The 12,369-nt window shown below is 48.3% G+C and carries 7 protein-coding genes; 6 read left to right on the top strand and 1 reads right to left on the bottom strand.

The features are described from left to right. Positions 1–390 precede the first annotated feature (390 nt). The 4 genes from GmarT_RS22965 (at position 391) to GmarT_RS22950 (ending at position 9,378) form a co-directional block, all read left to right on the top strand. Complete coding sequence (locus GmarT_RS22965; protein WP_002648821.1) at positions 391–1,011, top strand: hypothetical protein; 621 nt, start codon at positions 391–393, stop codon at positions 1,009–1,011. Between the two features lie 4 nt (positions 1,012–1,015). Continuing rightward, entirely contained in the window at positions 1,016–3,115 is a 2,100-nt protein-coding gene (locus GmarT_RS22960; protein WP_002648822.1) for a flotillin family protein, read from the top strand. 236 nt (positions 3,116–3,351) lie between these two features. Beyond that, positions 3,352–8,682, top strand: a complete 5,331-nt coding sequence (locus GmarT_RS30505; RefSeq protein ID WP_002648823.1) for a DNA repair ATPase — start codon at positions 3,352–3,354, stop codon at positions 8,680–8,682. Positions 8,683–8,877: 195 nt separating this feature from the next. Beyond that, a complete protein-coding gene (locus GmarT_RS22950; protein ID WP_044239916.1) occupies positions 8,878–9,378 on the top strand; it encodes a hypothetical protein in 501 nt (166 codons plus the stop codon). A gap of 21 nt (positions 9,379–9,399) precedes the next feature. Here GmarT_RS22950 and GmarT_RS22945 read toward each other — a convergent pair whose 3' ends face one another. Continuing rightward, a complete protein-coding gene (locus GmarT_RS22945; RefSeq protein ID WP_002648826.1) occupies positions 9,400–10,776 on the bottom strand; it encodes a DUF1501 domain-containing protein in 1,377 nt (458 codons plus the stop codon). A 256-nt stretch (positions 10,777–11,032) separates the two neighbouring features. Between GmarT_RS22945 and GmarT_RS22940 the strand changes: the two genes are divergently transcribed. Together GmarT_RS22940 and GmarT_RS22935 are read left to right on the top strand one after the other, a co-directional pair. Further along, positions 11,033–11,539 carry a hypothetical protein gene (locus tag GmarT_RS22940; protein ID WP_002648827.1) on the top strand — a complete coding sequence of 169 codons (507 nt, stop codon included), beginning with the start codon at positions 11,033–11,035 and terminating at the stop codon, positions 11,537–11,539. A 296-nt stretch (positions 11,540–11,835) separates the two neighbouring features. Next, on the top strand, positions 11,836–12,336 hold the full coding sequence (locus GmarT_RS22935) for a hypothetical protein (RefSeq protein WP_044239918.1): 501 nt from the start codon (positions 11,836–11,838) through the stop codon (positions 12,334–12,336). Positions 12,337–12,369: the final 33 nt, after the last annotated feature.

The raw sequence follows: 12,369 nt of genomic DNA, 5'->3' as shown, positions 1-12,369 counted from the left end.
ATATTCAAACGAAGCCACCTGTTGAACATAATCGTTACAACAGGTGGTTTTTTTACGTCTGCTCTTCCAGAAATCCCAGTCGGCTGTAATCGGAATCTTGAGAAAATATTGCCTCACGAGGATATATTTCCCGTTTTGCTCAGCCGATTGCCGCATATTGAATGCTCTCTGCACAATTCCCTTTTTGCTAACGATTACGATATCGGGAAAAAATCTGCCGGTTTCGCAGGTTTTCTTGATCCTGTGAATCAAATTCCCGTTCTTATAGCTGCAGGTTGATTTTCAAGGTACATACTTGATGAACCGTACACGTTGAATTGTTTTCATCGCTGCTTGAGTCACTTGTAACCTTTCAATTTTTTCCATCATCCCGAGGTCCGGGAGTATTCGGTGCCTGAAATTATCAAAGTCAGTCTGGAATGGCCCACCCTGCCGGCAACGGTTCTGCTGGCAGTCTGCCTGCTGTACTGGATCTGTGTCATACTGGGATTCATGGAATTAGATTTTTTAGATTTTGATCTGGATTTTGAAATCGGTACAGAGGGCACTTCTTTTCTTGATTTTGGGTTTATCGGTTTACGTTTTTTGAATATTGGTGAAGTACCGGTAATGCTCTGGTTGAGTATATTTTCACTGAGTATGTGGATGCTCTCAGTGAATTTCGATTCCAAAGTAGAGATCAATACATGGCTGGACTATCTGCCATTATTACTGCGAAATCTGGGGATCAGCCTGGTAGTCACTAAACTGGTCACTCAACCGTTTAAAGGATATTTCCAGTTTACACCCCCTAACCAGGTTGAGACTTTGTTAGGGAAGTCGTGTGTCGTTACCAGTACCACGGTGACTGACCGCTTTGGCCAGGGAGAGCTGGAAACTGAGGGAGCCCCGTTAAAACTACATATACGTGCGGAAGACGAAACGATCCAGAAGGGAGATCTGGTTCGGCTAGCAGACTATAACTCGGAAAAACAGGTATTTTACGTCGTAAAAATTAGCCAGGAGTCATAACATCATGTCCATATCGGCATTTCAACTTCCCGCAGCATTTCTGTTGGGGGTCGACTTTCTCAGTGAGTCAGTGGTTGTCGCGGGCCTCATTATCGGAGTCTTTGTTGTCGGTTTTGCTGTCGCGGTTTCCCGCTTTTACCGCAAAGTAGGCCCGGAAGAAGCCCTGGTGCGGACAGGTGTGGGTAATTTAAAGGTGGCTAACGGCGAAGGGATTTTTGTGATCCCGGTTCTGCATCGAGCCGACCAGATGGATCTCTCGGTCAAGCGAATTGAAATTGCCCGCAAAGGCGAAGTCGGACTGATCTGCCGGGACAATATCCGTGCGGATATCGAAGTTGCTTTTTTTGTTCGTGTTAATAATACAGCGAACGATATCCGAAATGTCGCCCAGTCTCTGGGGTGTAAAAGAGCATCCAGCCGTGATGCACTCATTGAGTTATTTGATGCCAAGTTTTCCGAAGCTTTGAAGACCGTCGGGAAGCATTTCGACTTCGTCGAACTGTATAACGAACGGGATAAGTTCAAAGAAGAGATTCTGAAGATCATCGGGACCGACCTGAACGGCTACGTGCTGGACGACTGTGCCATTGATTACCTGGAACAGACACCTCTGGAAAAACTGAGTCCCACGAACATTCTCGACGCCGAGGGGATCAAGAAGATCACCGATCTGACGGCCCGCGAGCACGTCCTGTCGAACCATATTACCCGGGAAAAAGAAAAAACGATTAAGAAGCAGGACGTGGAAGCTCAGGAAACCATTCTGGAACTGGAACGTCAGCGTGTGGAAGCAGTCGAGAAACAGACACGTGAAATCGCTTCGTTAACTGCCCGTGAACATGCGGAAGCACGTCGCGTGGAACACGAAGAGCGGTTGAAAGCAGAGACCGCCCGGATTCGCACCGATGAGGAACTGGCCATCGCGGAAGAGAATAAGCTGCGTCAGGTCATTGTTGCCGAAAAGAGCAAACAACGAACGGAAGCGGTCGAAAATGAACGGGTCGAAAAAGACCGACTGCTTGAAGTCACCGAACGTGCCCGCGTTGTCGGACTGGCTGAGATTGACAAAGATAAAGCTATCGAAGTTGAAAAACGCAATATCCAGGAAGTGATTCGGGAACGTGTCATCGTGGAACGAGCCGTTGTCGAAGAGGAAGAACGGATCAAGGATACTCACGAATTTGCAACCGCAGATCGTCTGAAGCAGGTCACCGTCACCAAAGCGGAGATGGAAGCCCAGGAAAATCTGGTCAAAGAAGTCAAAGCTGCAGAAGCTCAGAAATCGTCTGCTGAGCTGCTGGCTGAAAAAGTGGTCATTGAAGCGGAAGCAGAGAAAACAGCCACAGAGAAGAAATCGGATGCCATCAAAGTCATGGCGGAAGCCAAGACGGCCGACGGCGCTGCCATTGGATTGGCTGATGCCCAGGTCATGATTGCCAAAGCCACTGCGACCGAAAAGACAGGTCAGGCCGAAGCCAACGTTATGATCGCCAAGGCGGAAGCCACTGAAAAGACCGGAACTGCGGAAGCCAAGGTCATGCAGCTCAAGTACAGCTCGGAAGCAACTGGAATTGTCGACAAAGCCAAGGCAATGAAACTCTTCGATGGTGTGGGACGAGATCACGAAGAATTCAAAATCCGCCTCAACAAAGACAAGGAAATCGAACTGGCTGCCATCGCTGCACAGCAGGAGATCGCAGAGGCTCAGGCTGGTATCGTGGGTGAAGCGTTGAAATCAGCCCGCATCGATATCGTGGGAGGCGAAACAACATTCTTCGATAAGATTGTGGACTCTATCAAGAGTGGTAAGTCGATCGATCGTTTTGTTCACAACAGTGAAACTCTGACGGACATTAAGAATACGTTTTTTAACGGGAACCCTGACTACTTCGAAGATCAGCTGCAGACCTTTATTACCCGGTTTGGCATGTCATTCGAAGATGTCAAGAACCTCTCAATAGCCGCTCTGATTTCCCAGATGCTGGTTCAGGCTGAAGGGGAAGAAGATCGGTCGACGCTGAATCGTCTGCTCGCGACTGTGAAAAACCTCGGGATTGCGGATAAAAAAGTGTCTTCCTTCATGAAAGCGAAAGTCGAGAAGTAATACTTCACTTTCTGCATCAGAAACGTCGTTCAGTCGGCTGTCTCTTTCCGGGAAATAAACGTTCTGGAGAGAACGCCGATTGAAGTCGGTTCTTTCGTCTGCAAAAATTATCCGTAAAGCGTGTTTCCCGGAAAATAGGTTCTAGAGCGCCTCGTATTTCACCATAGCGTCTCTCAATCTATTCTGCTCGGTCCAAAAGGATCTGGAGACGCTGTAGTAAAACTGGACACCGTCTAATGGCCGATACGAAAAATAATTCAGAAGAGACTGCAGAAAGTAATGCGGATAGCATTGCCCTGGAGAGCAGTACCTACGAAATTATTCAAAATCGACTCAAAGGACACGGGAAAGAACTGCAGACCCGCCTGGGAAAACTGAACGAGCTTCGCAAAGAAGTTTTTGGTTCAATTGAAACCCGGTTGATCGGCAGTGATCGCATTACAACCGAACATAACTGTGTTCCCCGCGACATGCTGGCTGTCGGGACTCGTTTCCTGTTCGGCTATAATGTCAATTTTGGTCTGAAGACCGAAATCAGTCTCGGCGATGTCTTCGCCGTTTATGAATTCAAAGAAGGTACCTATCACGCGCTGCCTCTGGATCTGATTCGTAATGCTGCGTTCGAAAAAGATTTCAAAGACATCTACCGCTACTACAAAAAGGCCACTTTTGCGAAGTTTTTCGTGAAGGGCCCTTTTTTGTATATGCTGTTTAAAGTGGGAGATGGTCCTAAGGATTTCAAATCTTTCAAGTGGGCTTTCCAGGGCGATCAACTGGTTTATGTTGATAACCGCAGTGATCATGAAGTTCAGTATCCCGCGCAGCAGGAATTTGAATGGACGCGTACCCATCGTGATCTGCACTTCGCGGGACTGCATCCACATATCTCAATCGATGACCGATTATTCGTCGAAACCGTGGGCGGCGATCTGACCATCAAGATTGAAAATAACACCGAAACCGGTGAAGGCATTTATTCAGAACCGGTCGACGATCCGGACCAGATTTTGGATGATGCGGAAATCTTTTATGCCCTCATCGGTTCCCTGATTCTGTTAAAAATCAAACCCTATAAAGAAACAAAGTACCGCTACTTCATTTACAACGAAAAGCTGCAGAAAGCGCAACGTCTCGATTCCATTAAAGATGCCTGTATTCTGCTTCCCGATGATCATGGTCTGGTGTTTTCAAATGGTTATTATCTGCAGAATGGTGAATCGAAAACATTCGAAACTGATCTGCAGGACATGCTCTACCAGGAACGAATTGCGTCTCCCAACGGTGAAGATTTTCTGTATGTGTTTTGTCAGCCAGAGCAGGGGGCCTATGTCTTGCTGCAATACAATCTGATCGAACAGAAACTCGACACACCTATGATCTGTCATGGATTTACCCGGTTCGAGGGGGGAGAGCTGATCTGTTTTTCCGGTCAGGATGAACCACAAAAACACCATACACTGCAGCTCTGGCAGACGCCTTATATCAGCGATTCATTTCAGGTTCCCCATAAGCAGGATTCTTACCTCAATAAAATCGGGAATAAAGATATCGTGCGGGGCATGGCGGAATGCCATGAACTGCTGGGCTTAATTAATCGTAAAGACGCTTACGAAAATCTGTATGTGGATCTGGTAAAAGTCACCAGCGATGTCCTCGATTCCTACTTCTGGATCAATCAGGAAGACACTTTTGCACTGGGTGAGGTCGTACTCGAGATCAAACGCGCCGCTGAAGCTGCTGTCACCGAGTACGAAAAGGTTCTGCAGCTTCGTCAGAACACAAAACAGAAAACAGTTGAAGTTGAAAAGCAGACTAAAAAAACTTTAACAGACATTGACCATCGTCGATTTGACAAAATCGATGACTTTGTGCAGAGCCTGGCCAGTTTGAGGAGTCTGCGAGGCGATGTTATCTCGCTGCGCGATCTGCGGTATGTTGATCAGGGCCTGGTCGACAAGCTGGAAAAAAGTGTCAGTGAGAAGAACGAGAAGCTGGCAACTCGCTGCGTTTCTTTCCTGATGCGGGAAGACGCGCTCAAACCGTATGCAGAACGGATAGTGGCTGCGACCGAACAGATAGATCTGGTCGAGAAAGTAGCCGATGCGCGGAAGGTGGAAGAAGAGATCGAAGCCAGTTCAAAAGAGCTGGAGATGCTGATTGAGATTGTCAGTAATCTGAAAGTCGAAGATACTACTCAACGCACCGCGATTATTGATAATATTTCCACGAATTTTTCTAAAATCAACCAGTCCCGTGCTGCCCTCAAACGTCGCATTAAAGATCTGATGTCGGTCGAAGGTGTGGCCGAATTCAATGCGCAGATGAAGCTGCTGAATCAGGGCGTGGTGAACTATCTTGATGTCTGTGACTCACCCGAAAAATGTGATGACTTCCTTACCAAACTGATGATTCAGGTGGAGGAACTGGAAGGTCGTTTTGCTGAGTTCGATGAATTTGTTGAACAGCTGACTGAAAAACGGGAAGAAATCTACGCTGCTTTTGAATCACGCAAGCTGGCGATTGTGGAAAGCCGGAATAAGCGGGCCAATTCACTGGCAAAATCAGCCGATCGCATACTGACTGGTATTCGCAGTCGCGCGGAACAGCTGAAAACGATCAATGAGATCAACGGCTATTTTGCTTCGGACCTGATGATCGATAAAGTTCGGGACATTGTACGCCAGCTGGGTGAGCTGCAGGATACTGTCAAGGTTGATGATATTCAGGGCCGCCTGAAAAGTATTCGCGAAGACACCGTTCGGCAGCTGAAAGACAAGCAGGAACTGTTCGTCGACGGCGAAAATATCATCAAGCTGGGGAACCGTCAGTTTACGGTGAATCGCCAGGCGCTTGATTTAACTACCGTTTTTCGTGATGACAGCCTACAGTTACATTTAACGGGTACCAATTTCTTCGAAGAAATCGAAGACGAGCGTCTGCTGGCTACCAGGGAAGTCTGGGATCAGGAAGTGGTCTCAGAGAACAAGGATGTATACCGCGTTGAATATTTAACCTACTGCCTGCTGAAATCGGTAGAAGCCGATCCTGATCAGTCCCTGCTATCGCTGTCCAAATTATCCGATGAAGAATTGCTGGCCTGCATTCAGAAGTTTATGGGACCTCGCTATACCGAAGGCTACATCAAGGGGGTCCACGATCAGGATGCATTGCTGCTTCTGAAATCTCTGTTGAAAATCAAACCTGCATTGGGACTCCTGCGATACCAGTCTGCTGCCCGGGCACTGGCCGGTCTGTACTGGAGCTACTTTTGTGATCCGGAAATAAAGACACTGTTTGCAACGAAATTGTCCGGATTTGGCAGTGTGATGCAGGTTTTTCCTCGCACCGGCCAGCAGCAGTATTATATCAACGAACTCAGGCAGCAGCTTTCCCAGTTTGTATTGCAGGTTTCCTGCCTCGATCAGACACTGGTCAGCGAAGCAGCCGAGTATCTGTTTCAGGAACTGGTACATGGCTCTACATTTGTGATCAGCAAACGGGCTGCTGATCTGTATCAGGATTTCGAAAAATATCTGAAACACAACAACGCCGCCAGTCAGCTCACAGACAGCCTGTCTTCCACCAGGGAGAATCCGATCAACTGGTTTCTACTGGCGCGCGATTGGGTTCAGGCCTATCTGGATTATCTTGATTCCGAAGAAGATTTCGATTATCTGGACGAAGTCGCATTGCTGCTGCTTGATGCCAAACTGGATCGTAGCCGGCTGATTGACGCGATTGTGACCGAACAGATCTCTGGTCTTTCAGGATCACATGCACGCATCCGGAGTGGCGAATACCATCTGAACTTTAATCGCTACTCGAAGCGGCTGGCTGAGTTTCAATCTGTGAATGTGCCACGGTTTGAATCGTACCTGTCTCTCAAGAAAGAGATTGTCGACCAGTCGCGAGATGCCATGCGGCTCGATGAATTTCGCCCCCGTGTACTGACATCATTTGTCCGGAATCGACTGCTGGATGAAGTCTATCTGCCCGTGATTGGAGATAACCTGGCCAAGCAGATGGGGGAAGCAGGCGAAAATAAACGGACCGACCGGATGGGGCTGTTGATGCTGGTCTCTCCTCCCGGATACGGTAAAACCACATTGATGGAATACATCGCCAATCGTCTGGGGATCATCTTCATGAAGATCAACGGGCCCGCACTCGGACATCAGGTGACATCACTCGATCCGGCAGCGGCACCGAATGCCGGGGCACGGGAAGAGGTCAAGAAGTTAAACCTGTCGCTCGAGATGGGGGATAACGTCATGATCTATCTGGATGACATTCAGCACTGTAACCCGGAATTTCTGCAGAAGTTTATTTCACTCTGTGATGCCCAGCGAAAAATTGAAGGTGTTTATAAAGGAGAGACCCGCACCTACGATTTACGCGGACGCAAAGTCGCCGTTGTGATGGCAGGCAATCCCTATACGGAGAGTGGCGAAAAGTTTCAGATCCCGGACATGCTCTCCAACCGTGCAGACATCTATAACCTGGGTGAAGTGATCGGCGAGCATGCGGATGCATTCGAAATGAGCTACCTGGAGAACTGCATTACCTCGAATCCCGTGCTCAATCAACTTTCTTCACGCAGCCAGAAAGATATCTACACGATCATCCAGATGGCCGAGGATGGGGCCGGCGAACGGGGTGACCTGGAAGGGAACTACTCGGTGGAAGAACTCAACGAGATGGTTTCCACCATGAAAAAACTGATTCGCGTGCGCGATGTCATTTTGAGCGTGAACCGCGAGTATATCCGCTCGGCGGCCCAGTCGGATGATTACCGTACGGAACCGGCGTTCAAGCTGCAGGGCTCATACCGTAACATGAACCGCATCGCCGAAAAAGTATTTTCGGTGATGAATGATAAAGAGCTGGAGACATTGATTGTCTCCAACTACGAAAATGACGTTCAGACTTTAACCTCGGACGCAGAAGCCAACCTGCTGAAGTTCAAGGAACTGATGGGCATCTTATCCGAGGCTGAGTTAGAGCGCTGGAATGCAATCAAAAAGTCATTCCGGAAAAATCAGCAGCTCAAGAGCGTCGGTGGCGAGGACCGCATGGCCCAGGCGATTCTGCAGCTGGCGAATGTGGTCGAGGGACTGCAGGACATACGCGAAAGTATGAATGCCGGCATCGGTCGACTCACGGCTGAGAAGGATTCAAATCTGGATTTGTATGCTAAAGATTTTGCAGAACGGTTCCAGCATCTGGCAGAAAGCCTGCACGCAATTCAGGCGGCTTTGACGACCGGAACCAAAGATGTGACTACAATGTTCGAGCAGTCTATCAAAACGCGATCGGCACAGTCTGAGTCTGCTCAAGCGGGAGAGGCATCCGCTTCTACACCCGATGACAGAATTACGGTCGTGAATAAAATTCCCCGCTCTCTGCTGAATGTACTGGAAACACAGTTCGATCTGATGCAGGGTTGGATGCAGCCTCTCGTCACCTCTTCCCATGCCAATCAGGCCGAGTTCAAAGAGCTGAAGGAACTGGTGGAACGCTGCCTCAAAGATTACAACGCGCTGATCAATCGTGTGGACGACGAGTAGAACTCGTAGCAGTCCGCGATTTTTTCTAGGAATTACAAGCATCTGTAATCCTGATGCCCCTACATCTTACAATTCATGATGCGTCATACTTGCCGCGTGTTCATTTATCTCGTCCTGGTTGAGGTTTCTGCTGGTTTGGTGTAATCTTTTTCACTAAGGCGTCAGTCAAAAAACAGGCTTCATAGTGAGGGAAAAATGAAAATCGTATTTGCAGATCAAATCGCTTCGTTAGGAGATTTCGAATCAATCCCGGGACTGATAGCCGTGGATTTGTTTTTGTCCCTGATTGCAGTGCCGATCTCAGCGATGATATTGAGAAAAGCAATCAGCATGTTTAATGAAGCAGCAGCTGAAGAAACACAAAAGATCAAGTTTCCCACTTTACCCAATGCAATTTGGATCTCATTGATCGTAACACTGAGTATTCAAGCAGTGCTCATATTAGCTGCGTTCATTTTGATTCCCGTAGCTGATATGACTTTCTATTCTGGAAAAAATAGTCAGGGGTATTACATTTTGCTGGCCGTTTCGAGTGTCGTGCTGGCATTCTTTACATATAGCAAAGTCCTCTCAATGTGCTGGCCTATTAATTCCGCTAACGCCAACTCAATTGTTGCCATCGATTTTGTGATTCGGTTCATGTTTCTCTTGATATTAGGTGTGATAGCGCTTGTTTTGAAGAGTTTGTATGAATAGAAGTTGAAACTGGTGAGATTATTATGCCAACTCGTGTAATGGTTCTCCAAAGGGGAGTGTGATAATCGGGCGTCCCGAATGATCCAGATAATGCTTCTCAGTATCAATTCCCAGGTGCTGGTAAATTGTAGCGAGCACATCCTGTGGCGTTTTGGGATTATCTTTCGGGAATGCGCCTTTGGAATCCGATGATCCCACCACCCGACCTCCTTTTAACGGTCCCCCTGCAATTGCGGCGCTGAACACATTCGGGTAATGGTCGCGGCCTGCATTCTTATTGACACGGGGAGTGCGACCAAATTCGCCCCAGGCCACGACGAGTGTCGTTTCCAGCAGACTACGCTGATCGAGGTCTTCGATCAACGCGGAATAAGCCTGATCCCAGCGAGGCAGGAATCCGTTTCGCATTGAGTCGAAACCTTTGACGTGGGTATCCCACCAGCGACAGTCGACGGTAACGAGTCTCACGCCCGCTTCCACCAGACGGCGGCCTAAGAGCATCCGCTGTGAAAAGGCGCTGGCACTGCAGCGCGTGGGATCCATAGGATCGTAACGGGGAATGAAGCCATATCGTTCCCTTGTGCTTTCTCGTTCAGCATCCAGGTCGAATGCCTTTCGCGCCTTGTCAGAACTCAGGATTCCAAATGCCTGTTGTTGAAACTGACTGATTGCCGTGAGTTGTCCGGAACGATCCAGGTCCTTACGAAAATGATCAAAGCCTTTGAGCAGGTCTTTCCGCCGAGCAAAACGATTGTCGTTGATGCCTTCGACGAGCGAAAAGTTCTGCAGGGTAAATGGACCATCATTAGCCGGATCGGCTAACGTTTCGAATGGCTTGTGGGCGACGCCGAGGTAAGCGGAATCGGTGCCGGGGACCTGACGGGGAATCATGACATACGGGGGAAGCTCAGGAGTCAGATAGCCGAGTTGCTCTGAAACGATGGAGCCACAGCTGGGGTGCACATTGATGGTGGGATCCGTTCCCGGGGGATGGCCGGTAAACAGGATCTGATCGCCGGCGGAATGTCCCGCGTTGGTGTGATGCAGGCTGCGGATGATGGACCATTTCTCCATGATCTGCGCACAGCGTGGCATCAGGTCGACAATTTCAATCCCGGGTACTGAGGTTCTGATCGCTCCGAAATCGCCACGAAATTCGGCAGGAGCGTTAGGTTTGGGGTCCCAGGTTTCATGCTGTGAGGGGCCGCCCCGCATCCAGAGAATGATGACTGAATTCTCTTTTCTGGCGGCGGGACCAGCGTGCGCATCATGACGCAGGAGTTCCGGGAGTGACAGACCAGTGAGTCCTAAACCACCCGCTTTCAAAAAGCCGCGTCGATTGAATCGCAGTGTCTTCTGGAATTCTGAGCATACACCCTGCGGCCAGATTCGCCTCATTCTTCCATGCCCTTAGATTTATGAATCAGAGCAGTGTATCAATTTCTATTTATGTTAGCACGAAAAAGGTGAAGTACAACTAAAACCCGGCGTGGAAATAACTTGTGATAGCTTCTATTAGAAGAAAAGCAATTACGGAATAATGTATGTAAATCAATTTATATTGTTGACTTAGTAATCTTGTATGTGTACTTAAGGGTCATGTAGACAATTGTGACTGCTTCTGAGGATATTTCTGCGCATACAGGAGAGGTAGATGTTTGATTCGTCAATGTTAGTGTTAGGGGCTGCGAATCCAGTGGCAGTGATACTCTGTTTGCTGGTGGTTGTACTCCCCATCGGTTTGCTGATCGGAGCGGTGATTCTGCGTGCTTCTGTCAGCTTATTCAACAAGTTTGCCGGCTTTGACGAAGACAGTCGCTACAGAGTTCCAGAGCCAAGCATGCTGAATGGGATGGGAATGCTATTGTTATCAACGATTGCCAATGCCATCTTTAGCTTCCTGATTGGAGCGATTGGTGTCGCTACTGGTATGATTCAGGACGGACCAGAGGGCGTTGATCGCGGGGGGGAGATGCTTTTAAACCTGGTGTCTTTGCCGGTCTCGTTTGTAATTTTCTCAGCGATCCTTTCTTCAATGCTTCCCACCACTTTCAAGCGAGCGATGGGAGTCGTGCTCTGTCAGTATCTGATTGCTCTTGCTCTGGCCATTGTGATTGGTCTGCTTTTTTTACTTGTGGTAATGGCAACGGGAGCGGCTTAAATAAGTGATTGAAGTATCGGGAAATGAGTTGGTTCCGCTGTCTTTATTTCTTCATTATACTGACAGGAAGAGCAGTGGAGACCAGACTTTAATTCTGTTGGAAATCACGAACATACCTGATCTTTAAGCAAAGGTTTCAGTTATATTTCACGAAATTGGGGCAGCATTGTAGGACCTGTGGATTAGTAGCTGCCAAAGAAATTCCGTGTGAGTTTTTGTTATGTGCCATTCAGGGTGTTGCGCCGCAGATTTAGATTGTTGGTGGTCAACTGGAATCCATTTTGAGGATGCATCGAATGTCAGGCGTGATAGAAGAATTGGGCGGCCCAGGCATCGCTTTGGTTGCTTTAGTGATATTACTGGTGGTTGGTTTGTGGATCAATGCCATGGTCTTACGAATTGCCGTCAGCCTCCTGAATCGGTTTGCTTTTGCGAAAGAGAGAGTTTCAGAAGCTGCTGAACGGCAAATTCATCCGATTCCCGAACCGACCACAACCTCTGCCATGGGCATGCTGCTGGTCGCTGCCTTCATAAATTTCGTGATTGGGGGGATCTACGCCATACTGGCCACTGCGCAAAAAACATCTCCTGAATCAGCATTGGTGGAATTTCTGCCAAAGATCCGCATTATCTGTGCTGTGGTCAGTTTTTTTACAACCTCTGCTGTGTTTTCGTTTCTGTTGCCCACGAGTTATTTACGTGCTCTCGGTGTGGCATTTGTCAGAATGATAATGATGCTGGTAATTTATGGTATCACAGCTTTAGCGTGGCTGCTCTTTTTCCGTTCCGGAACTTGATGGCAAGGTTTCAAATCATTTACAGCGTGTATC

This window comes from Gimesia maris, from assembly GCF_008298035.1.
GTDB classification, from domain to species: domain Bacteria; phylum Planctomycetota; class Planctomycetia; order Planctomycetales; family Planctomycetaceae; genus Gimesia; species Gimesia maris.
The sequence above is the reverse complement of the archived record's forward strand: the minus strand, read 5'-3'. Positions and strand labels throughout refer to the sequence as shown.

What these genes read in the sequence shown, in the direction of transcription:
- GmarT_RS22960 (WP_002648822.1), top strand. Translation starts at nt 1,016, where the DNA reads ATGTCCATATCGGCATTTCAACTTCCCGCAGCATTTCTGTTGGGGGTC.
- GmarT_RS22935 (WP_044239918.1), top strand. Translation starts at nt 11,836, where the DNA reads ATGTCAGGCGTGATAGAAGAATTGGGCGGCCCAGGCATCGCTTTGGTT.
- GmarT_RS22945 (WP_002648826.1), bottom strand. Translation starts at nt 10,776, where the DNA reads ATGAGGCGAATCTGGCCGCAGGGTGTATGCTCAGAATTCCAGAAGACA.
- GmarT_RS30505 (WP_002648823.1), top strand. Translation starts at nt 3,352, where the DNA reads ATGGCCGATACGAAAAATAATTCAGAAGAGACTGCAGAAAGTAATGCG.
- GmarT_RS22950 (WP_044239916.1), top strand. Translation starts at nt 8,878, where the DNA reads ATGAAAATCGTATTTGCAGATCAAATCGCTTCGTTAGGAGATTTCGAA.
- GmarT_RS22940 (WP_002648827.1), top strand. Translation starts at nt 11,033, where the DNA reads ATGTTTGATTCGTCAATGTTAGTGTTAGGGGCTGCGAATCCAGTGGCA.